This is a genomic window from Sphingomonas astragali (assembly GCF_051400615.1).
Lineage (GTDB): Bacteria > Pseudomonadota > Alphaproteobacteria > Sphingomonadales > Sphingomonadaceae > Sphingomonas.
In genome coordinates, this window is record NZ_JBLFFH010000001.1 from 1,451,976 (window position 1) to 1,474,841 (window position 22,866).

The window sequence follows — 22,866 nt, forward strand, 5'->3', positions numbered from 1 at the left end:
CGGCCATAGCGAAGGGGGTCGCGATCCATGTGGAAGCACGCGCTCAAGCTCGGATTGGCGGGGCTGCTCGGCCTCGCCGCCGTTCCTGCGTTCACGCAGCAGTCGCCGTCACTGGTTCCGGAGCCCGCGCCCAAGGCGGCGGCAGCTCCCGCCTTGCCGCCGGCTCCCGCAGGGCCCGGTACGCTGACCAAGGCCGACGTGGACGCCTGGCTCGACGGCTACATGCCCTATGCGCTCGCCCGCGGCGACGTCGCCGGCGCGGTGGTCGTGGTGGTCAAGGACGGGCAGGTGCTCACCCAGCGCGGCTTCGGCTATGCCGATGTCGCGGCGCGGAGGCCCGTCGATCCGGAGCGGACGCTGTTCCGGCCCGGCTCGACCTCGAAGCTGTTCACCTGGACCGCGGTGATGCAGCTGGTCGAGGCCGGCAAGCTCGACCTCGACGCCGATGTGAACCGTTATCTCGACTTCAAGATCCCGCCCTACCGCGGCGAGCCGCTGACCTTGCGCGAGATCATGACGCACACCTCGGGGTTCGAGGAGATCATCAAGGGGCTGCTCGCCTTCGACAAGCCGGTCAAGCCGCTGGGCGACGTGCTCAAGGAGCGCATACCGGAGCGGATCTTCGCGCCCGGATCGACGCCGGCCTATTCCAACTATGCCACCGCGCTGGCCGGCTATATCGTCGAGCGCGTCTCCGGGATGAAGTTCGACGACTATGTCGAGCGCAACATCTTCCAGCGGCTCGGCATGGCGCATACCAGCTTCCGTCAGCCGCTGCCGGCCAACTTGCGGCCGCTGATGTCGCGGGGCTATGAGCTAGGTTCGGGCAAGGCGCAGCGCTATGAGCTGATCGGTCTCGCCCCCGCCGGCGCCGCCGCCTCGACCGGGGCGGACATGGCGAAGTTCATGATCGCGCATCTGAGCGACGGCGGTCCGCTGCTGCGGCCCGAGACGGCGCGGCTGATGCACACGGCGCAGAACAAGAGCGTGCCGGGCAACAACCAGATGGCGCTCGGCTTCTACGAGCAGTGGATCGACGGCCACCGCGCGATCGGCCACGGCGGCGACACTGTCTATTTCCACACCGACCTGATGATCTTCCCGGCGGAGAAGGTCGGCGTGTTCATCTCGATGAACAGCGCGGGCAAGGACGGCGCTCCCAACGCCATTCGCGGCGCGCTGATGGACGAGTTCGTCGATCGCTATCTCTCGCCCGGTCCGCGCAAGCCGCCGGTCGAGCTGGCGACCGCCAAGGAGCACGCCAGGATGCTGGCGGGCAACTGGACCGTCAGCCGCCGGATCGAATCCAGCTTCGCCTCGATCGTCAGCCTGCTCAACGAGATGAAGGTGGGTCTCGACGAGGACGGACGGCCGCTGATCGCCGGTGTTCCGGCGCTCGGCGGAGCGCCGCGCAAGTGGATCGAGGTCGCGCCTTTCCTCTGGGAGGACGCCTATGGTCATGAGCGGCTCGCTGCCCAGGTCAAGGACGGCAAGGTGGTGCGCTGGACCTTCGCGATGGTCTCGCCCTTCATGGTGTGGGACCGCACGCCCTGGTACGCGAGCGGCAGCTGGCTGATCCCGGCGCTGATCTTTGCGCTGGCGGTGATCCTGGTGACCGCCGTCTCCTGGCCCACCGGCTGGATCGCGCGGCGGCGCTATGGCGCGGCGCTGACGCTGGAGGGCCATGCCCGCAAGGCCTATCGCCTCGTGCGCGGCTTCTCGTGGCTGGTGCTGCTCGTGCTGGCCGGCTGGACGGTCGTCATCTCGCAGATCGAGAATTTCGATACCCACGGCAAGACCGACTGGCTGATCCTGCTGCTCCAGGTCGCCGGCACGATCGGCTTTCTCGGCCTGTTTGGCCTCGCCGCCTGGACCCTGTGGCTCGCCTTCAGGGACAAGCGCGGCTGGTTCGCGAAGCTGTGGGCGGTGCTGCTGCTGCTCGGCGCCTTCTTCGTCCTGTGGACGGCACTGGTCTTCAAGCTGATCAGCTTCGGCACCGCCTTCTGAGCCATGGCGCAGCGGCGTTCGGTCGACGTGCGGGTGGAGCGGTTCGCCTATGCCAAGCCGTTCCGCATCGCCGGCCATGTCTTCACCGAATCCTCGGTGGTGGTGGTCGAGGTCTCGGACGGCATTCATGCCGGCCGCGGGGAGGGCGGGGGAGTCTTCTACCTGGGAGACGATGTCGCCGCGATGACCGCCGCGATCGAGAGCGTGCGCGCGCCGCTCACGCGGGGAATGACGCGGGAGGAGCTGCAGGCCGCGCTGCCGCCGTGCGGAGGGCGCAATGCGATCGACTGCGCGCTATGGGAGCTGGAGGCGAAGGCGAGCGGCACGCCGGTCTGGGCGCTGGCCGGGCTGCCGGAGCCCAGGCCTCTGCTCACCACCTTCACGCTCGGCGCCGAGGAGCCGGCGGTGATGGCCCAGGCGGCGGTGCGGGACTTCCCCGAAGCGCGCGCGCTCAAGCTCAAGCTGACCGGGGAACTCGATCTCGATCTCGCCCGCGTGAGAGCGGTGCGCGTGGCGCGGCCGGAGTGTTGGATCGGCGTCGACGCGAACCAGGGCTATGCCGTGGCCGATCTCGTGCGGCTGGTCGCGGGATTGGCCGACCTCGACGTCCGCCTGATCGAGCAGCCGCTGGCGCGCGGGCGCGAGGCGGATCTCGACGGGGTCGACTCGCCCATTCCGATCGCGGCCGACGAAAGCGTGCTCGGCCTCGCTGACGTCGAGGCCATGGCCGAGCGGTTCGACACGATCAACATCAAGCTCGACAAGTGCGGCGGCCTGACCGAGGCGCTGGCGATGGCGCGGCGGGCGCAGGAACTCGGGCTCGGCGTAATGGTCGGCAACATGATGGGGACGAGCCTGGCGATGGCGCCGTCGTTCCTGGTCGGTCAGCTCTGCGATGTGGTCGACCTCGACGGCCCGACCTTCCTCGCCCGCGATCGCGTGCCGGGCATCGCCTATCGCGACGGCCATATCCATTGCGACGATCGTGTCTGGGGACAGCTCGCGGCGCAAGACAGAAATACATTTGCAATATAGGTTGACATTTCTCTGTTTAGGATAAAACATCCTGATCAGATAACATGATCAGGGAGGCGGCAATGACGTCATCGCCCCGGTTCCCGCGACGCCGGTCGTTCGGCGGCGCGGCTGCGGTCGCCGATCTCGGGGGAGACGGATGGTGAATCAGCATGTCGCAACTCTTGCGATGCTCGCGCTTTCGGCAGCGGTCGGCGCACTTACGCTGCCCGGCGTCGCCGCTGCGCAGGATGCGCCGGCGGCCGATGCCACCGTCCGCGATCCCAACGACATCGTCGTCACCGCCCAGAAGCGCGACGAGCGGCTGCAGGACGTGCCGATCTCGATCAGCGTCGTCGGCGGCGAACAGATGCAGCGGAGCGGCGGATCGCAGCTGACCGACTATGCTGCCTATGTGCCGGGGCTGCAGGTCGACAACGCCGGGTCGCCCGGCCGCTCGACGCTGTCGCTGCGCGGCGTCGCGCCGATCGGGCCCAGCGCGACGGTCGGCATGTATCTCGACGACGCGCCGATCGGATCGAGCGGCATCTACAATCGCGCGCAGACCTTCTCGCTCGACCTGCTGCCGTATGACATCGAGCGGTTGGAGGTACTGCGCGGGCCGCAGGGCACGCTCTATGGCGCGAGCTCGATCGGTGGCCTGCTCAAATATGTGACCGTCCAGCCCGACCTTCAGAACCTGTCGGTCCGCGCCAGCGGCGAGGCCTTCACCATCGCGCACGGCGAGGACCTCGGTTGGGCGGCGAGCGCGATGGTGAACGTGCCGATCGTCGCGGACCAGCTGGCGGTCAGCGGGAGCTATTCGCGACGCGACACGCCGGGCTATGTCGACAACATCCAGACGGGCGAGAAGGACGTGAACGACGCGGTCCAGCAGGGCGGCCGCGTGGCGCTGTTGTGGCGGCCCGATCCCGCGCTGACGATCAAGCTCAGCGGGCTGTGGCAGTCGGTCGATTCGGACAATTTCAGCATCCTGTACGAGGGCATGGGCAACCAGCCGCTGGCGCCCGGGGCGCGTTTCCTCAGCACCAACGCGCAGCTGGCAGAGCCCTTCACCAGCGACTTCCAGTTCTACTCGGGCACGGTCGGCTATGACTTCGGCTTCGCGGAGCTGAGCTCGACCACCTCGTACAGCGAGCTCAAGATCCTCGAGACCAGCGACGCCTCGCGCGTCTACGGCGTGATCTGGGGCGGGCTGGCGATCTATCCGGCGCGGCTGCACCAGAAGAAATGGACTGAGGAGGTGCGGCTCACCTCGGCGTCGAGCGACAAGCTCGAGTGGATGCTCGGTTTCTTCTACACCGACGAGGACAATAGCCACGACCAGATCGTCCGCGCGCTCGACGCGTCCGGCGAGGTGCTGCCGGCGTTCGATCCGTTCGCGATCGTCGCGCTACCCAACACCTACAAGGAATATGCGGTCTTCGGGAACGCGACGTGGAAGATCAGCGAGAAGTTCCACATCAGCGGCGGCCTCCGCTGGGCGCGCAACGAGCAGACCTTCACCCAGGTGACGCAGATCCCGCTGCTCGGCCTCGATTCGGGCGGGTCGGGCACCTCGGAGGAGGAGATCGTCACCTACAGCGTCAGCCCGCAGATCAACGTCGATCCCGACACGATGATCTATGCCCGCGTCGCCAGCGGCTATCGCCCGGGTGGGCCGAACATCGCGCTGCCCGGCTTTCCCGCCACCGTCGATTCCGAGACGGTGACGAGCTACGAGGCGGGCATCAAGGCGCGCTTCCTCGATCGCGCGGTCGCCTTCGACGCTGCGGTGTTCCTGCTCGACTGGAACGACCTGCAGACCTCCGCCCCTTTCGCCGAGGGCATCAACGGCCTGGTCAACGCCGGCACCGCGCGGAGCAAGGGCGTCGAGGCGTCGCTGCTGATCCGGCCGGTGGCGGGCCTCAGCGTGGGCGCCAACTTCGCCTACACCGACGCCAAGTGCACCGAGACGACCAGCAACTGCACCGATGGCGACCAGCTGCCCAACGTGCCCAGGATCGCGGCGGCGATGACGGCGGATTACGGGTTCGCGCTCGGCGGCTCGGCGCGGGCGCGGGTCGGCGGCGCGGTGCGCATCGTCGGTGACCGCATCTCCGCCGTCGAGAGCTCGCCGCTGGCGGTGCCGGTCGACGGCTATGCCACGCTCGACCTCAATGCCGCGGTCACCTTCGGCGGGAAATGGACGCTGCGCGGCTATGCCCGCAACCTGACCGACGAGGAGGGGCGGATCACCAGCAACGTCGCGACCACCAACCCCGGCTTCCTGTCGACCGTCCCGCTGCAGCCGCGCACGCTGGGGCTCGCGGTCGACCTGGCTTTTTGAGGGTGGACGCGCCACAAATGAACGCACCTGTAGCCTTGCGTACCGGCGGCCTCGCGCTGCCGCAGCCTTATCTCCTGTTCCTCGGCGACGTCGAGCACGCCGGCTTCGCCAAGACCGCGTTCGGCCTCAGGGATTGGGCGCCGGAGAAGTGCGTGGGGGAGCTCCGGCTGGCCGGCGCCGCCGTGACCACCGGCCTGGAAGCCCTGACCCCGGCGGAGGCCCGTGCGCAGGGTGCGCGGGCGCTGGTGATCGGCGTGGCCAACCCAGGCGGGGTCATCCCGGCGAGCTGGCGCGCCTCGCTGGTCGGGGCGCTGGAGGCAGGGCTCGACTTGATCGCGGGGATGCACGTGCGGCTCGCCGAGATTCCCGAATTGGCCGAGACCGCTCGCCGGCTCGGGCGCCGGCTGATCGACGTGCGCGTGCCGCCGGCCGAGATCCCGGTGGCGACCGGGCGCAAGCGCAGCGGCAAGCGGCTGCTCACCGTCGGCACCGATTGCGCGCTGGGCAAGAAATACACGGCGCTGGCGCTGTGGCGCGCCTTCGTCCGGCGCGGCGTGGAGGCGGATTTCCGCGCGACCGGTCAGACCGGCATCATGATCGCCGGCGGCGGGATGCCGATGGACGCGGTCGTCTCCGATTTCGAGGCCGGCGCGGCGGAGCTGCTCTCGCCCGACGCGCCCGCCGGCCATTGGGACGTGATCGAGGGGCAGGGAGCGCTCACCCATCCGGCCTATGCGGCGGTGTCGCTCGGCCTGCTCCACGGCAGCCAGCCCGACGTGTTCGTGGTCTGCCACGAGCCCGGCCGCACCGAGATGCTGGGCACGGCCGGCTACAAGCTCACCGGCATCGAGGAGATCGTCGAGCTGACGACATTGCTCGGCCGGCGGACCAACCCGGCGATCCGCTGCGTCGGCTTCTCGTTCAATACGTCTACGCTGGGGGAGGGGGAGGCGGCCGAGCTGATGGCGCGCGAGAGCCGTCGGCTCGGCTTGCCCGTCGCCGACCCCATCCGCGGCGGGCCCGCGTTCGAGGCGCTGGTCGACTCCTGCCTGGCGGCCGCATGACCGCGCCGGCGGCAGGATCGAGCTGGTTCCAGCGCTTCCTGCTGCCGGGCTTCGCGCTCAAGGCGGTGATCATCGGCGGCGGCTACGCGACCGGACGCGAGCTGGCGGAGTATTTCCTGTCGAGCGGCCCCTGGGGCGGGCTCGCCGGCATGATGTTGGCGATGCTGCTGTGGAGCGCGATCGCCACCGTCACCTTCGCCTATGCGCGGATGGTGGGCGCGCTCGACTATCGCGCCTTCTTCCGCTCGCTGCTGGGGCCGGGATGGATCGCGTTCGAGGCGGCGTACATCGTGTTCGTGGTGCTGATCCTCGCCGTGTTCGGCGCGAGCGCGGGGGCGATCGGCACGGCGATGTTCGGCTGGCCCGGCTATGCCGGCGCACTGCTGCTGGCGGCAGGGATCGTCGTCACGACCGCGCTCGGCAGCGGCTCGGTCGAACGCGTGTTCAAATATGTCTCGATCCTGCTCTACGGCGTCTACGCGCTGTTCCTGGTGCTCGGCCTGTGGAGCTTCGGCGAGCGTATCCCACAAGGGTTCGCCGCGCAGGGCTCGGCCGAGGGGTGGGCGCTCGGCGGCGTCACCTATGCGAGCTACAACATCGTCGGCGCCGTCGTGATCCTGCCGGTGCTGCGCCACCTGACCGGCCGGCGCGACGCGGTGGTGGCGGGGCTGCTCGCGGGGCCGCTGACGATGTTGCCGGCGATCCTGTTCTTCGTTTGCATGACCGCCTTCTATCCGGCGATCGCGGCGGAGACGCTGCCGTCGGACTTCCTGCTCCGCCAGATGCATGTCCCGGCCTTCCACTGGCTGTTCCAGACGATGATCTTCCTGGCCCTGCTCGAGAGCGGATCGGGCGCGGTGCACGCGATCAACGAGCGGATCGCGGGCGTGATGCGGGCGCGGCGCGGACAAGAGCTGGGCGTGCGTGCCCGGGCGCTGATCGGCGGCGTCCTGCTGCTGCTCTGCATCTTCGTCGCCGACCGGATCGGGCTCGTCGCGCTGATCGCCGGAGGATACCGGCTGCTCGCCTATCTGATCCTGGCCGTCTTCGTCCTGCCGCTGATGACGATCGGGCTCGCGCGTCTCCTCGGCCGCGGGTCCGCACAACCCCGGGGAGAAGTCGCCGCATGATCCGGACCCTCCGCGCGCTGCCAGCGCTGCTGCTTGTGCTCGCCATGCCGGCGCGCGCCGATGTGCCTCCCGGCTTCGACGCATGGGTGGAGGCGCTCCGCGAGAAGACCGGCGCGCCGGGCATCGCGGTGGCGGTCGTCGAGAAGGGCAGGACCACGCTGGCGCGCGGCTGGGGCGTGCGCAGGCTCGGCGATCCGGCCAAGGTCGATGCCGACACGATCTTCCAGACCGGATCGACCGGCAAGGCGTTCACCGCGGCGGCGCTCGCGATCCTGGTCGACCGGGGCAGGATCAAGTGGGACGACCGGGTGATCGACCACATGCCCTGGTTCCGCATGTATGATCCCTGGGTCACGCGCGAGATGACGATCCGCGACCTGCTCGTCCATCGCAGCGGGCTGGGGCTCGGCGCGGGCGACCTGCTGTTCGTGCCCCGCGGCAGCCTGTCGCGCAAGGACACGGTGAGGCGGCTGGCCTACATCAAGCCGGCGACCAGCTTCCGCTCCGGCTATGCCTACGACAACATCCTCTACACCGTCGCCGGCCAGTTGATCGAGGAGGTCACCGGCAAGACCTGGGAAGAGTTCATGACCCAGGAGGTGCTGAAGCGCGGCGGCATGACTACGGCGACCGCCACCTATGAGGCGCGCTGGGCGACGCCCGACCGCGCCTTCCCGCACGCCCGGATCGGCGGCGCGGTGCGCGGCGACGGGTCCAATTCGGTGCTCGACGAGCGCGAGGAGCTCGGTCGCGCCGGAATGCCCGCGGGCGGGCTCGCGCTCAGCGCCAACGACCTCGCCCAGTGGCTCAAGATCCAGCTCGGCCATGGCGCGCTGCCCGGCGGCGGGCGGCTGTTCAGCGAGGCGCAGGCGGCCGAGATGTGGAAGGGCGTGACGATCCAGCCGATCACGCCCTATCCTGGCGCGCTCGCCCCGCTCACGCCCAAGTTCAGCACCTATGCGCTGGGCTGGGAGGTCGAGGACTATCGCGGCGCGCGGATCATCTCGCACGGCGGCGGCGTGTTCGGATCGATCACGCACGTCATCCTGCTGCCCGACCAGGACGTGGGCATCGCTGTGGTGGTCAACTCCGAGGACGTCGCGCTGCTGCGCGGCGTCGCGCACATGCTGGTCGACCATTATCTCGGCGTGCCCGACCAGAACTGGCCGTCGCGTTTCGCGGCGTTCATGGAGCAGCGTATCGCCGGTGGGAAGGCGGCGCTGTCGGCCGCGAAGGCCGCGCCGGCCAAGGTCGGTCCCTCGCTGCCGCTCGATCGTTATGCAGGGACCTATCGCGATCCCTGGTATGGCGACGTGGCCGTCACCAGCGGTGCGGACGGCCTTCGCATCGACTTCAGGACCACGCCGCGCATGGCCGGCAGGCTGGTCCATTGGCAGTACGACACCTTCGTCACCCGGTTCGACGACAAGGCGATCGAGCCGGCCTATGTCACCTTCGCGCTCGACGCGGAGGGCAAGGTCGCGCGGGTATCGATGAAGGCGGAGAGCCCGATCGCCGACTTCAGCTACGACTATCAGGATCTCGACCTGCGTCCGGTGGCGGGGGCGGGCAAGTGAGGCGCGCCACCCTCGCGGCGCTCCTGCTGCTCGGCGCTTGCGCCACCACCCCGCCGCCGGGCGCAGACCCGCTGGCGCTCCACAAGAGCTTCCTCGTGCTCGACACCCATCTCGACACGCCGATGCATTTCGCGCGGCCGGGGTGGAGTTTCGGCGAGCGCCACGATCTCGCGACCGATCTCGTCCAGGTCGACCTCAAGCGCATGGAGGACGGCGCGCTCGATGGCGGCTTCTTCGCCATCTACACCGACCAGGGGCCGCTCACGCCCGAGGGCTATGCCGCCGCGCTCGCCTTCGCGCGCGGGCGATCGGACCTGATCGACCGCACCATCGCCAGCTTCGCGGATCGCATCGGCCCCGCGCTGACCGCCGCCGATGCGCGGCGGCTCGACCGCGAAGGCCGCAAGATCGCCTTCAAGAGCATGGAGAACAGCTACCCGCTGGGCGAGGACCTCTCGCTGCTTGCGGAGTTCCACCGGCGCGGCGTGCGGCTGGCGGGTCCGGTGCACGGCAAGAACAACCAGTTCGCCGATTCCGCCACCGACACGCCCCGATGGGGCGGCCTCAGTCCGCTCGGCCGGCGCTGGGTCGCGGAGATGAACCGGCTCGGCATGGTGATCGACGCGAGCCATGCCTCCGATGCCGCCTTCGACCAGATGCTGGAGCTGTCCAGGGCGCCGATCCTGCTGTCGCATTCCAGCGGCCGCTGGGCGTTCGACCACCCCCGCAACCTCGACGACGGCCGCATCCGCAAGCTGGCGGCCAAGGGCGGCGCGATCTGCATCAGCACCATCTTCCTCTCCGGCCTGAACCTTGCCGGCGAGCGCGCCGCGCTGTTCGCGCGCTACGAGCAGATCGCCACGCTCAGCCCCGAGGAGCAGGTCGTGCTCGCCCGCCGCTGGCGCGAGCTCGACCGGACGGCACCGCTGTGGAACGCGGATTTCGAGCGCTACATGGCGATGGTGCTGCACGTCATCGACGTTGCCGGCGTCGACCATGTCTGCTTCGGCGCGGACTGGGACGGTGGCGGCGGTCTGCCCGGGATCGAGGATATCTCCGCCCTGCCGCGCGTCACGGAACGGCTGAAGCGCGCCGGCTATTCGGACCAGGATCTCGCGAAGATGTGGGGCGGGAACATCCTGCGCATCCTCGATCAGCAGGGCGGCCGGCCTTAGCTGGCGTGATGCACTGGATCGTCGCCTCGCCTGATCCCTAGGCCAGGGTCCGGCACGCCGCGGCCGTCCACTCGTCGATCGGGAAGCGGCATTCGATACGAATCTCGGTGAGCGTCACGTCGCACGGCGCGCCGAAGGTGGTGATCGTGGAGAAGAAGCCGAGCCGCTTACCCTCGCACTCGAACAATGTATTGAGCAGCGGCGAGGGCGCCTTATGGGCCGTATGACGATGAGGACCGGATTGTCCTTTGAACGAGGCTGGGGCATCAGGGGTGCGTGACGATCCCGTCCGTTCCCTCGGTTTCCGCTGTCCGGCGTCCGTTGTACGCGCATCTGTACGTGCAGGTGCTGTGTGCGATCGTGTTGGGAGCGGTGGTGGGTCATGTGTGGCCCGGGGTGGGCGAGGCGCTGCGGCCGCTGGGGGACGGCTTCATCAAGCTGGTGAAGATGGTGATCGCGCCGGTGATCTTCCTCACGGTCGTCACCGGGATCGCGGGGATGCGCGAGCTGGCGGCGGTCGGGCGGGTGGCGGCGCGGGCGTTCGGCTATTTCCTGGTGGTGTCGACACTGGCGCTGCTGGTTGGGCTGATCGTCGCCAATGTCGTGCGGCCGGGGGCGGGGATGCACGTCGATCCGGCGAGCCTCAACGCCGGTGCGGTCGCCGACTATGCCCATCAGGCGCATGAGAGCAGCGTCACCGGCTTTCTGATGGCGGTGATCCCCGAAACGATGGTGTCGGCGCTGACCTCGGGCTCGATCCTGCAGACGCTGTTCGTCGCGATCCTGTTCGGCATCGCGCTCAGCCTGGTCGGCGCGCCGGCGCGGCCGGTGCTCGATCTGGCCGAGCGGGTGATGCTGGTGGTGTTCCGCCTGGTCGCGATCTTGATGCGCGCGGCCCCGATCGGCGCGTTCGGGGCGATCGCCTTCACGGTCGGCAAGTACGGCGCCGGCAGCCTGATCGGGCTGGGCGGCCTGGTCGCCACATTCTACCTGACCTCGCTCTTGTTCGTCCTCGTCGTGCTCGGCGCGATCGCCTGGGCGCACGGCTTCTCGATCCTCAGGCTCATCGTCTATCTCAAGGCCGAGCTGCTGCTCGTGCTCGGCACCTCCTCGTCCGAGGCGGCGTTGCCCAGCCTGATCGACAAGCTCGAACGTGCCGGCTGCGACAAGGGCGTGGTCGGTCTCGTCATTCCCACCGGCTACTCCTTCAACCTCGACGGCACCAACATCTACATGACGCTCGCCGCGCTGTTCATCGCCCAGGCCTGCGGCATCCACCTCTCCTGGGGCGAGCAGTTCGCCCTGCTCGGCGTCGCCATGCTCTCCTCCAAAGGCGCCGCCGGCGTCACCGGCGCCGGCTTCATCACGCTGGCCGCCACCCTCTCCATCGTCCCCGCCGTCCCCGTCGCCGGCATGGCCCTCATCCTCGGCGTCGACCGCTTCATGTCCGAATGCCGATCCCTCACCAACTTCATCGGCAACGCCACCGCCGCCATCGTCGTCGCCACCTGGGAACGCAAGATCGATACCGACCAGCTCGACGCCGCTCTCGCCGGACGCGTTTTCTCTGATATGGCCGCTGCCGAAGACGATGCCGGAGCCGCCACCGCATGACCGCGCTCCGGCAGACCGCATTCGACCCATTGCAAGCGGGCTGACGATGGCGTTCCTGGGTATCGAGACCGGCGGCACCAAGATACTGGCGCGCGTGGTGGCCGAGGACGGCGTCGTGGTCGGCGAGGGGCGCTGGACGACGACCGTGCCGGATGCCGCCGCGGACGCGATCCTTGGCTGCGTGGAGACGGCGGGCGTCGCGATCGCGGCGGGCGGCATCGCGGCCTTCGGTCCGCTGATCGTCAATCCGGCGCTGCCGAACTATGGCGAGATGCTCGACACGCCGAAGCCGGGCTGGACCGGGTCGAATCTGCGCGCGGTCCTCGCCGATCGCCTGGATTGCCCGGTCGCGGTCGATACCGACGTCAACGTGGCCGCTATCGCCGAGCAGGCGTTGGGAGCCGGGCGGGGGCTCGGCAGCGTCGCCTATGTGACGGTCGGTACCGGCATCGGCGCAGGACTTGCGATCGACGGGCGCGCGTTGGTGGGAGCGCTGCACCCCGAGGCGGGGCACATCCGCCTCGTGCGGGCTGCCGGGGATGACGCGCCGAGCACCTGCCCCTTTCATCCCGACTGTGCGGAAGGGCTGACCGCGGGACCGGCCGTGCGGCAGCGGCTGAAAGGGCGGACCTTGCCGGAGGCGCCCGAGGTGGCGGCGCTGGTCGCCCATTATCTGGGCCAGCTCCTGGCGGCGCTGGTGTTCGCCTGGTCGCCGCAGCGGATCGTGATGGGCGGCGGGGTGATGACGACGCCCGGGCTGCTCGACGCGACCGCAGGGGAATTGCGCGCAGCGCTCGGCGGTTACGGTGTGGGACCGGCCGCTAACGCGCCGGATTTCGTCGTGCCGGCGATGCTGGAGAATGCCGGGCTCGAAGGCGCACTGCTGATGGCGCGTCGTGCGGTCAGCTCGTGAACGCCATCTCGAAATTGCCCCAGCGGCGGCCGTTGATCCACAGCGGCACGAACACGCTCTTGACCGCGCGATAGCGGCCCTGGCCAAGATCCTGGCAATAGGTGACGAGCATGAAGTCACCCTCGAACGCGATCGCGCGGGCGGTCGCCTCGTCCATGAACATGCGCCGATTCCGGCAGTTCTCCGCGTTCCACGCGGGATCGCCGGGCCGTTGCGGCAGCGACTTCCATGACAGATGGGTCGGAAGATAGGCATTGACGTCGGTCGCGGCGACACCGAGGATATGGGTCTCGTCGGACCTGGCGATGCGGTCGAGCACGGGCTGGATGGCGCGATCGGCGAAGACGTTGAAGCGGTTCGCATATTGCGCGGGATCGGTGCCGGGGATCGGCCGGTAGTCGGTGTCGAATACCTCGTCGGCGCCGACCTCGCCCGTCGCGAGCGCCGCCTCGATGATCGCCTTGACCTCCTTCATTCCCGCGACGGTGATCTCGACGAAGACGGTGTCGTCGATCGCGATGCCCGAATGGGCGAGCCGATCGAGCATCCCGCTCGACATCGCTTCCAGCCGCAGGATGCGCTCGCGCGCGCTGACGAGCTGGGCGCCGCTCTCGCGGGCATGGACGCCGAAGCCGGTGAGCGTGTCGCGCACGCGTGCGACGCTGTGGCTGGTCACCTCGGTCGAGCGCTCGATGTCGTCGGTGAGGCGGTCGACCTGGCCGACGATCTCGGCGACCTCCAACACGGTCTGGTTGATCTGCGCGACGCCTTTCTGCGCGAGGACGCTCTGGCGCACGCCGTCGTCGATCTCGTGCATCACCGTGCCGGCCTCGCGCACGAAGCTGTCCATGGTGCGGGTGATCTCGTCGGTCGCCTGGCGCGTCTCGAGCGCGAGCTTCTTCACCTCGGCCGCGACCACGGCGAAGGTGCGGCCCGCGTCGCCCGCGCGCTGCGCCTCGATGGTGGCGTTGAGCGCGAGCAGGTTGGTCTTGCGGGCGATGTCGTCGATCGCGCTGGAGACGCGCTGGACCTGCGCCATCGCCGCGGCGAAATCGGTCATGCGTGTACCGAGGTTGGTGATGAGCTCGGTGAGCGCGCCGAAGTCGGCGACCGAGCTCACGATCAGCGACGCCTCGCGCTCCAGCGTCATCCGGGCCCGGTCGGACAGGCGGCGCGCCTCGCTGGTGGCGTCGGCGACGGTGCGCTGGTCGGCCTCGAGCGCCGCGGTGACGCCTTCGAGCTCGGCGAGCGCCTCGAGCTGGGTCGCGATGCGTTCCGAGACGCCGACGATATGGCCCGAGGCATCGCTGCAGCCGACCGCGAGCTGCCCGCAATCGCGCGCCACCGCGCGGATCGCATCGCCGTCGAGTTCCTGCGTCACCATCGCGTGCGCGGTTGCCATGCGCGTGTCGGCTCCTTCACGTAACCGGACGCTGGTAACCCGCTACGGTAAAGGACAGTTTAACCAGAAGGTCAGGCGGTCAGCCGCCGCCGCGCGGCGCGGGCGCGGCCGACCAGGCCCGAGAGCAGCAGGTCGTCGAGGCCGGCATGGCCGAGCCCGAGATGATCGGGCCGCACCGTGAGCGCGTCGGTGAGCCCGAGCGCGCCCGAACGTACCGCTCGTCGCCCGATCCGCCACCACAGCCGCGCCGTCTCCCAGCGGATCAGCTTGACGCTCTCGCGATCGAAGCCGCCGCCGTCGAGGTAGCTTGCCTGGAGCATCGCGATCAGCGTGCCGAGCTGGCGCAGCGCGTCGCGGCTTCCCACCGGCACGCCGGCCATGACGTGACGCGCGACCAGGGCGGCGGCCTCCTCCGCGCTGTCGCCGAGCAGAGGAGCATAGGCGTCGCGGAGCACGGCCTCGGCGCTGCCGATCATCCGAGCCGTGTGACATTGGGAGGCACCGCCCGGATGGCTGCGATAGGTGATCAGCGGTTCGTCGATCCGCGCGATCGCGCCATAGCGGCGCAGGCGGTGATAAAGGTCGAAATCCTCCGCGTAGAGGATCTCGGGCCGGGTGAAGGGATCGAGCTCGCGCGCGACGTCGCCGCGCAGCATCACCGACGACCACACCAGCGGGTTCATGATCTGGAGCAGCCAGCCGATCAGCGCCGGCGTGGTGTTGGCGGGCAGGCGCGAGCGACGGATCGCGCCGTTCTCGAGGATATTGGCGGCGGCGGCGACCAGCACGACCCGGCGGTTCGCCTCCAGATAGTCGACCTGGCGCTGGAGCCGGTCCGACCGGCAGAGATCGTCCTGGTCGAGGCCCGCGATGTAGCGGCCGCGTGCCTCCGAGACGGCGCGGTTGCGGGCGCGCACCGGCCCGCCGTTCGTCTCCGCTTCGATCAGCCGGACGCGCGGATCGGACCAGCCGCGCAGGATCTCGCGCGTATCGTCGGTCGAGCAGTCGTCGACGACGATCACCTCGAAATCGGCGAGCGTCTGTTTCTCCAGGCTGACGAGCGTCTCCTCGATCAGCCCGGCGCCGTCATAGGCTGCCATGATGACGCTGACGGTAGGTGTGTTCATGCCGCCGCTTGTACTCGATTGGCGAGAATCGCCTCGACGATCATGCGGCCAACATCGTTCTGCCACAACCATAAGCCGTTGGCTTGGCCGCGAAAACTCTTCTCTCCGCCGAGCGCGCCCGACGGAACGAAGCCGGCGGCGAGGCCGATGCCGTAAAGGTCGGGAAGCGGTGCGCCGTCGGCCCCGAGCACGCGGCAGCGGTCGTCGACCATGGCTTCGCCCTGGTCGGCGGCCAGCGTGATCGGTGCCCCCGCAGCGTCCTGGAGCGGCAGCGCACGCGGACGATAGCCGAGGGCGGCGATGACGATGTCGGCTCGGTCGAGGATAGTGAGTGCCTGCGGGTCTTCGTCGGCGACGCGGTGCACGGCGACGCGTGGGTCGGGCACGCGGCCGTCGACGCCGAGGATGCGCAGCACCAGCTCGCGCGCCTCCAGCCGGAAGCCGGCGAGACGATAGACGAAGCCCGACAGCGGGCAGATGTCGTCCGGGCCGAAATCGGTGAAGCCCTCCGCATGGGCCGCCTCGACCGAGGGGTAGAAGGGCCGGAGCGGCCGCCGATGGAGCAGGGTGATGCCCCCGGCGCCGAACGGGATGCCCGGCCGCGAGCGCAGCAGCAGCGCGACGGTGGTGAGTGCGCTGGTCGAGCCGCCGATCACGGCGACGCGTGGGTTCCGCTTGCCGGCGAGCAGGTCGGCGACCTTGTCCAGCCCGCCGAGCGCGAGCACCTCGTCGGACTGGAGCAGCCGGTCGCCGGCGCGTCGGACCAGCGGTTCGCCCGCGATCTGCTGGCCGGCGAGGCGGTCGAGCGGCTGGTGGCCGCCGGTGGCGATCACGAGGTTGCGCGCGGCGGCTTCGAAGCGATGGCCGTCCTCGCGGCGGCGCATCGCGACGTGCCACAGCCCGCCGGCACGGCGCGCGCCGAGCACCTCATGGCCGGTCAGCACCTGGCCGCCGCCGCGCTCCACCGCCAGGCCGAGCCGCTCGCCGATCACGTCGAGGAAGGGGCCGGTGGCGGCGAGCGGCACGCCCAGCTTGTCGCGCCATTCCTCGATCGTCCGGACCGCGGGATGCCCGGCGAGGTCGGGCTGCGCCTCGAGCGCGGTGAGGAACGTCTGCGCCGTGCTGTCCGAGGCGATCGCGTAACGGGCGAGCCTGCCCGAGCCGAGATGGCTGCCGCGCTCGACGATGGTGAGGCCGCCCGTCCCGAGGTCGCCGAGCCGGCCTGCCTTGGCAGCGGCGATGAGGATGGCCGTTCCGGACGGTCCGCCGCCGGCGATCAGTGTCTCGGCGACGGGCGCGCGCGGTTCGCTGGTCCGGCGCAGGCCGCACGCCACACGCACCGCCGCCGCGATGGTGCGCACGTCGGCGGGTGTCATGTCGTCGGTCGCGGGCAGCGAGAGGACGCGCGCGGCGATGTCGTCGGCGACGGGCGTGTCGGTCAGTCGTGCGTGCTGCCGGAACAAGGGTTGCTGCCCGAGGTGCGGGCTGAAGTAATGGGCGGCCCCGATCCCGCGCGCTGCCAGCGCCTCGACAATTGCGGCACGGCGCGGCGACAGCGCCGGCGGCAGCAGCACGGGCATGAAGCCAAGCGCGCGGCGGCGGCCCGAGACGCGCTGGAAGCCGAGGCCGTCGAGCGCCTCGCGATAGCTCGCCTCGAGCAGCGCGCGGCGTTCGCTGATCTCCTCGATCTCGTCGAGCTTGGCCGAGGCGATCGCGGCGAGCACCTCGGGCAATTTGGCATTGAGGCCGGGGAGCGAGGCGCTGCGCGGCGCTTCGAAGCCGAAATTGGCCATGGCGCGCAGCCGCTCGATCAACGCGGTGTCGCCGGAATGGACCACGGCGCCCTCGGCGACGGCGAACGGCTTGGTCGCCTGCATCGAGAAGACGACGGCGTGGGGATAGCCCGCGCCGAAGCCGGTGCCGGCATCGTCGAGCGTGCCCAAGGATGCCGCCGCATCGATCACCACGCCCACGCCGTGGCGGCGGGCATATCGGCGATAGCGGGTGAGGTCGATCGCATTGCCGAAGGTGGCATAGGGCACGACCACCGCGATCCGTTCGCCATATTCGGCGAGCAGTGCTTCCTCGGCGTTTGCCGCCGCGGCCCAGTCGGCGGGATCGACGTCGCAAAGCAGCGGCGTGAGGCCCGCCCACATCGCCGCCTCGGCGGTCGCGGCGAAGGTGAAGGCGGGCATCAGCGCATAGCCGCCCGGCCGGCCCGCACGGTCGGCGGCGTCGCGGATCGCGAGCATCAGGCCGAGCGTGGCGTTGGCGAGCGCGAGGCTGGCGCCGCGTCCCGCGAACATCCGTTCGGTGATCGCCGCCTCGAACCGGCGGACCTCCGGCCCGTGGTTGCTGTAGGTGCCGGTCGCCTCGATCCGCGCGAACACGTCGCCGAGTTGGCTCGGACGCGGTGGCCGCGGCGCGATCAGCGGGTAGCGGAGGCGGCGGGCGATCGTCATGACCGCGCACCATGCATAAGGCGGCCTAACAAATGCCTATCCCGCCCAGGTTCCGGCGTTTTCGTCGGCGTCGCGGTGAATCGCCGGTCAGGCGACCGCCCGGTCCTGCCACTCGAGCGCGGCCAGATAGTTGCGCAGGCGATTCTTCTCGAGCGTCTTCAGCAGCTCATTCTCGTGCCACGGCAGCATGTGCATGGCTATCGCCTCGGCCCAGGGCGCGGCCGCATCGAACAGCACGCCGAGCCCGAGCGCGGCGGGAACGTGCGCATAGCAGAGCGCATCGCCCTGCTGCTTGGCATCGGCGATGAAATCCTCGACCGCGGTCAACACGCCGTTGCGCGGACCGCCCTCATGCCTGGCGAGCGCCATACGTCCATGACCGCGCAGGCCCCGGTTCGGCACCAGCCCGTCCCAGTCGAGCGAGGCGCCGGCGGAATAGTCATGGTCGTGGCGGTATTCGGCCGGGATGGTCTCGGGCGCATAGTAGAAGTCGCGGCGGCCGCACGGCCAGGCGACGTCATGGAGAAAGACCAGCAACGGCTTGCCGGCGCGGCGGCAGGCGAGGCGGATCAGGCGGAGCTCATGATAGACGGTGTACCAATTGTGGTCGCCGTCGACGATCCACGCATCGGCTGCCGCATCGATCTGCTGGAGCGCGTCGATGCTGGGCTCGGCGACATGACGAACGGCGGAATGGGCGGCCAGCCAATCGTAGAATTCGGGCCGCGGGCAGGGATCGATGCTGGTGAGCGTGCCGCCGCCGGCCTCTGCGATGCCGGCGAGGCGGGTCGACATCTCGCCGAACTCGGCGCCGATCTCGACGATGTCGCGAACCCCGGCGAGCCGCAGCGCGTCGAAGATCAGGCTGCCGAAGCTCGCCATCGAGTAGAGGTAATGGGCCATCATGCCGCCTTTCGTGCTTCTGCCGCGTGGCTGCGCAGCTTCAATGGACGGAACACCAGGGTCAGCACCTGCGCGCCCTTGATCGTGTCGCCGGGCGGCGGCGCGATCACCACGCCGGCCTCGCCCGCCGCATAGATGCCGTCGGCAATGGCGGCGAGGCCGTCGACGATGGTCGTCGCCTCGCCGTGGCCGGCGGCCCGGTTCGCGTCGAACGCGCCGATCGGCGTCCACGTCGCGCGGTCGATCTGGACGGTCTCGCACAGCGCGCCGAGCTGGATCGCGACCGTCGGCCGCTGCAGCCCGACCGGCACGGCGACGCGGTAGAAGCCCTCGTGCGTCGGATAGGCCGTGAACCGCATCACCGCCTGCTCGCGCTCGGTGAGCAGGATCACCGGCAGCTCGATGCCGCCCGCCTCGAAGTCGGCGCCGCGGATGTCGAGCGTGAAGCGGCTGATGGCGAGCAGCGCCATGTTGAGCGGCAGGCCGTGCCGCGCGATCTCGCCGGGCACGTACATGCGATTGGTCTCGTTGATGTACGAGAGCCCGCGCCGGCGCAGCCCCTCCGTCGCGCTGTCGTGGTCCAGCATCCGGATCGTCATCCTGGTGCCGAGGTTGACGTCGTGGTTGAAGCCCTCGAACAGCGTGACCTCGCTCGGCAGCGGCAGGAACAGCAGGCGGGCCATGATCGCTCCCGCCATGCGGCGGCGCGAGGCGATGTCGTCGCTGCCCGGGCGGCGATGCATGGCCGCGAAGGCGCCGCGCGCGAAATCGAGCGCGGCCTGCTGCACGCGGTCGCGCGCCGCGTTCTGGACGCTCTCGACTCCCGCGTCCTTGCGGATCGGCGTGCCGTCGGGCGTATAGTCGACGGTCGAGCCCTGGGCGATGTTGCACATCTGCTCGACCACCGCGATGCAGGTGCCGAGCGCATGGAGCGCGCGGCATTCGAACAGGTCGGTGCCGAGCAGGCCGCGCTTGTCGAGCCCGCTCAGCGTCTCCTCGCGCAGCAGCAGGTAACGGCCGCCGATCGTCAGGCCCATCTCGCGCTCGAGCACCGGCGTGACGATGTTCTGCACGGTGCCGCGATAGCCGACGTCGACCAGCATCACCGCGTCGCCATCCTGCACGCCATTGGCGCGCAGGTGCGCCTTCAGCCGCTCGCAATAGGCGCGTGAGCGGCTGACGATCTTGCGGACCATCGCCGGGTCGCGGAGCGCCTTCCTGAAGGCGCGGTCGTCCTCGCCGCCGTCGCGCGTCTTGATCAGCCGGGCGATCTCGGGACCGTCGAGCAGCAGCTGCCTGGCGAGCGCGCGCGACGGGATGGTGTCGAGATATTCGTTGGCGAACGCCTCGATCCCCTCGGCATCGCGGAAGCCGGCGCGGGCGGCGGCGATGCGGCTGATCTCGACCGCGCGGCCGCCGGCCTCCGGATAGAGGGCGTCGAACACCCGATAGGGCAGATAGCCGTCGCGCATCAGGAACAGCGGCCGCACCGGCTTGCCGAGGCGGTCGGCGGCGGCGTCGAGCTCGGCCTTGAGCCACAGCGCCATCGCGTGCATCACCGGCCCCATCACATCGTGGCCGACGACATAGGCGATGTCGGTGTCCCGGCGGAGCGCGAGCTGCGGGCGGTGCGGCTGGCAGCAGGGCACGGTCACGCGGGTCGCGGGGTCGAGCATGATCCCGGCCGCCGCTTCGAGGCGGAGGCGCTGGACGGTCTCCTCGTCGAACTGCTCGAGATGGACGGCGTGGATGCCGGCGCGGGCGGCGCCCTCGAAGTCGGCGGCGCGGTTGTCGCCGACGTGGATCACTTCGGCGGGCTCGGCGCCGATCGCCGAAAGGACGGTGCCGAACAGGCCGTGCGCCTTGGACGTCCCGTGCTCGGACGAGACGAAGACCTGGTCGATCATCCCGGCCACGTCCGCGCCGGCCGAGCGTTCGAGCAGCTCGCCGAGCTGCGCCTCGGTCAGGTACATGTCCGAGACGATGACGATGCGCAGCCCCCGCCGCTTCGCCTCGCGCATCAGCTCGACGGTCGGCGTGAAGGGGAAGCAATGACGCGCTTCCAGTGTCAGCTCGTGCGCGACGGCGGCGTCGATCTCCTCGGGCGAGGCGCGCGTCAGCATCCGGCGGTAGATGTCGGCGAGCCCGATCTCGCCGCTCCCGGTGCGCGCATGGGTCATGCGCCGTGCTGCGTTCTCGCACCAGGTGCGCGGCTCGATGCCGCCGCCCGGCACCGTTATGCCGGCGAACACGTCGCGCGGCGCATGGGTGTCGCGCCACAGGAGCGTATCGAAACAGTCGAGCGAAAGCGTGGTGATCCCCGGCGGCGCCCGGTCGAGCAAGGTTGCGAGCTCGTGCGCCCGCACCGTCATCATCGTCGCCATTCCCGCTCCCCGCATTCGTGGTGAGCGAGATATTGACGGAAAGGGTTGCCAAATCGTTGACGATCCCGACTCGCGCGGATGCCGCGGCCCGGTTAGGAGCGGGCAGAACGAGCGAGCGGGGGATTTGTGGGCGGCTGGACGATCGGGATCATCGGCGGGTCGGGGCTCTATGCGATCGACGGGGTCGAGGGCGAATGGATCGAGGTGGAGACGCCGTGGGGGAAGCCCTCCGACGCGATCTTCCGCGGTCAGCTCGGCGAGGTCGGCGTCGCCTTCCTGCCGCGCCACGGCCGCGGCCACCGCATCGCGCCGGGCGAGCTCAACGCGCGCGCCAACATCGACGCGCTGAAGCGGCTCGGCGTCACCGACGTGCTGTCGATCTCCTCGGTCGGCGGGCTGCAGGAGGAGCGGGCGCCGGGGACCTTCACCATCGTCGACCAATTCATCGACCGCACCAGCGCGCGGCCGTCGAGCTTCTTCGGCACGGGGATGGTCGCGCATGTCTCGATGGCCGATCCGGTGTGCCCGCGGCTCGCCGGCATGGCGGCGGCATCAGCGCGGGCCGGGGGCGCCGAGGTGCACGAGGGCGGGACGTGCATCGTCATGGAAGGCCCGCAATTTTCGACCCGCGCCGAGAGCAACCTCTACCGCAGCTGGGGCGCGCATGTGATCGGCATGACCGCGCTGCCCGAGGCCAAGCTCTGTCGCGAGGCGGAGCTGCCCTATGCGATGGTGGCGATGGTCACCGATTACGACTGCTGGCACGACGCCCATGAGGACGTCAGCGTCGCCCAGGTGATCCGCCAGCTCAACGCCAATGCCGAGAAGGCGCGGGCGCTGGTCGGCCATCTGCTGCGAAGCCTGCCGGCGGAGCGGGCGCCGTCGCCGATCGACACCTGCCTCGATGCCGCGCTGATCACCGCGCCCGACGGGCGCGATCCGGCGCTGCTGGCGAAGCTCGACGCGGTGGCGGGGCGGGTGTTGGGATGAGCGATCCGGTCCGCTACTCCGGCGGCTGCCTCTGCGGCGCGATCCGCTGGAAATCGCGGAGCGAGCCGGACTATATGGGCATCTGCTGTTGCGCCGATTGCCGCAAGGCGTCGGGATCGGGCTTCGTCCCGTTCATGGGCTTCGCCGCGGCGGATATGAGCTTCAGCGGCGAGCCGCGCCAGTATCGCTCGACCGCCATCCACGGAGGCGAGGCGACCCGCAACTTCTGTCCGCAGTGCGGCGGGCTCGTCTTCGGCGGCGGGATCGGTGAGACCGACTCCCATACCATCTACGCCGGCTCGCTCGACGATGCATCGCTGTTTCGCCCGACCATGGCGCTGTTCGTGCGGGATCGGCCGACGTGGGTCGAGCTGCCGCCTGGTCTCACGCTGTTCGAGACGATGCCGGAGTAAGGTGGGTCGTGCTCCCGGAGCGGGCAAATGTTGACTAAATTGACTCGGTGCAGGCTTTTGTAAGCCGAAACGCCCCCGAAGCGGCGTGAACGCGCCGCCGAGGCTGCTGGAACGCGGCACCTGCGCGCCACGGACGCGGCACCAGCGCTACATGAACGCGACACCGACGCGCCATGGACGCGGCACGGGCGCGGCATCGACAAGATGGACGGTATCAAAGAACGGGGCGGCGCGGCGACAGCACCGGGTCCCCGAGGCAAGCAGGCGAAATCCTACATTGCAAGTGCAGCGGCGAGCCCGCCGCGAGAATCTGTTCTTAGCCCCTCCCCTGAAGGGGAGGG

At 69.7% G+C, this 22,866-nt stretch carries 17 protein-coding genes; 11 read left to right on the forward strand and 6 right to left on the reverse strand.

The window, feature by feature from the left end:
* The first annotated feature begins 27 nt into the window (after positions 1-27).
* The 7 genes from ACMGER_RS07115 (at position 28) to ACMGER_RS07145 (ending at position 10,317) form a co-directional block, all read left to right on the forward strand.
* Positions 28-2,007, forward strand: coding sequence for a serine hydrolase domain-containing protein (locus tag ACMGER_RS07115; RefSeq protein ID WP_436811381.1), 1,980 nt, complete (start codon positions 28-30; stop codon positions 2,005-2,007).
* 3 nt (positions 2,008-2,010) lie between these two features.
* Positions 2,011-3,042, forward strand: a complete 1,032-nt coding sequence (locus ACMGER_RS07120; RefSeq protein WP_436811382.1) for a dipeptide epimerase — start codon at positions 2,011-2,013, stop codon at positions 3,040-3,042.
* Between the two features lie 142 nt (positions 3,043-3,184).
* Entirely contained in the window at positions 3,185-5,371 is a 2,187-nt protein-coding gene (locus tag ACMGER_RS07125) for a TonB-dependent receptor (protein ID WP_436811383.1), read from the forward strand.
* A gap of 17 nt (positions 5,372-5,388) precedes the next feature.
* On the forward strand, positions 5,389-6,435 hold the full coding sequence (locus ACMGER_RS07130) for an N-acetyltransferase DgcN family protein (RefSeq protein ID WP_436811384.1): 1,047 nt from the start codon (positions 5,389-5,391) through the stop codon (positions 6,433-6,435).
* Complete coding sequence (locus ACMGER_RS07135; RefSeq protein ID WP_436811385.1) at positions 6,432-7,565, forward strand: YkvI family membrane protein; 1,134 nt, start codon at positions 6,432-6,434, stop codon at positions 7,563-7,565. Before ACMGER_RS07130 ends, ACMGER_RS07135 begins: the two co-directional genes overlap by 4 nt.
* Positions 7,562-9,142, forward strand: a complete 1,581-nt coding sequence (locus ACMGER_RS07140) for a serine hydrolase (RefSeq protein ID WP_436811386.1) — start codon at positions 7,562-7,564, stop codon at positions 9,140-9,142. The genes ACMGER_RS07135 and ACMGER_RS07140 overlap by 4 nt, the downstream gene beginning before the upstream one ends.
* The gene (locus tag ACMGER_RS07145; protein WP_436811387.1) at positions 9,139-10,317 is read left to right on the forward strand and encodes a dipeptidase; all 1,179 of its coding nucleotides are present in this window, start codon (positions 9,139-9,141) and stop codon (positions 10,315-10,317) included. The genes ACMGER_RS07140 and ACMGER_RS07145 overlap by 4 nt, the downstream gene beginning before the upstream one ends.
* 37 nt (positions 10,318-10,354) lie before the next feature.
* On the opposite strand, the gene ACMGER_RS07150 is transcribed toward ACMGER_RS07145, so the two are convergent.
* Positions 10,355-10,504, reverse strand: coding sequence for a hypothetical protein (locus ACMGER_RS07150; protein ID WP_436811388.1), 150 nt, complete (start codon positions 10,502-10,504; stop codon positions 10,355-10,357).
* Between the two features lie 89 nt (positions 10,505-10,593).
* Here ACMGER_RS07150 and ACMGER_RS07155 point away from each other — a divergent pair, with 89 nt between their 5' ends.
* Positions 10,594-11,931 carry a dicarboxylate/amino acid:cation symporter gene (locus ACMGER_RS07155; RefSeq protein ID WP_436811389.1) on the forward strand — a complete coding sequence of 446 codons (1,338 nt, stop codon included), beginning with the start codon at positions 10,594-10,596 and terminating at the stop codon, positions 11,929-11,931.
* A gap of 46 nt (positions 11,932-11,977) precedes the next feature.
* A complete protein-coding gene (locus tag ACMGER_RS07160) occupies positions 11,978-12,844 on the forward strand; it encodes an ROK family protein (RefSeq protein ID WP_436811390.1) in 867 nt (288 codons plus the stop codon).
* Here the strand turns inward: ACMGER_RS07160 and ACMGER_RS07165 are convergent.
* The 5 genes from ACMGER_RS07165 to ACMGER_RS07185 all read right to left on the reverse strand — a co-directional run bounded on the left by ACMGER_RS07165 (position 12,834) and on the right by ACMGER_RS07185 (position 21,122).
* A complete protein-coding gene (locus ACMGER_RS07165; protein ID WP_436811391.1) occupies positions 12,834-14,246 on the reverse strand; it encodes a methyl-accepting chemotaxis protein in 1,413 nt (470 codons plus the stop codon). The genes ACMGER_RS07160 and ACMGER_RS07165 overlap by 11 nt on opposite strands.
* Before the next feature lie 71 nt (positions 14,247-14,317).
* Positions 14,318-15,373, reverse strand: a complete 1,056-nt coding sequence (locus ACMGER_RS07170; protein ID WP_436811392.1) for a glycosyltransferase family 2 protein — start codon at positions 15,371-15,373, stop codon at positions 14,318-14,320.
* Positions 15,370-17,835 carry an aminotransferase class I/II-fold pyridoxal phosphate-dependent enzyme gene (locus ACMGER_RS07175; protein WP_436811393.1) on the reverse strand — a complete coding sequence of 822 codons (2,466 nt, stop codon included), beginning with the start codon at positions 17,833-17,835 and terminating at the stop codon, positions 15,370-15,372. The genes ACMGER_RS07170 and ACMGER_RS07175 overlap by 4 nt, the downstream gene beginning before the upstream one ends.
* Before the next feature lie 87 nt (positions 17,836-17,922).
* Positions 17,923-18,741, reverse strand: a complete 819-nt coding sequence (locus tag ACMGER_RS07180; RefSeq protein ID WP_436811394.1) for a class I SAM-dependent methyltransferase — start codon at positions 18,739-18,741, stop codon at positions 17,923-17,925.
* Positions 18,738-21,122 carry an HAD family hydrolase gene (locus tag ACMGER_RS07185; RefSeq protein ID WP_436811395.1) on the reverse strand — a complete coding sequence of 795 codons (2,385 nt, stop codon included), beginning with the start codon at positions 21,120-21,122 and terminating at the stop codon, positions 18,738-18,740. Before ACMGER_RS07185 ends, ACMGER_RS07180 begins: the two co-directional genes overlap by 4 nt.
* 126 nt (positions 21,123-21,248) lie before the next feature.
* Between ACMGER_RS07185 and ACMGER_RS07190 the strand changes: the two genes are divergently transcribed.
* Positions 21,249-22,112 (forward strand): S-methyl-5'-thioadenosine phosphorylase, encoded by an 864-nt coding sequence (locus tag ACMGER_RS07190; RefSeq protein ID WP_436811396.1) that lies wholly within the window; start codon positions 21,249-21,251, stop codon positions 22,110-22,112.
* Complete coding sequence (locus ACMGER_RS07195; RefSeq protein WP_436811397.1) at positions 22,109-22,525, forward strand: GFA family protein; 417 nt, start codon at positions 22,109-22,111, stop codon at positions 22,523-22,525. Before ACMGER_RS07190 ends, ACMGER_RS07195 begins: the two co-directional genes overlap by 4 nt.
* The last annotated feature ends 341 nt before the right edge of the window (positions 22,526-22,866 follow it).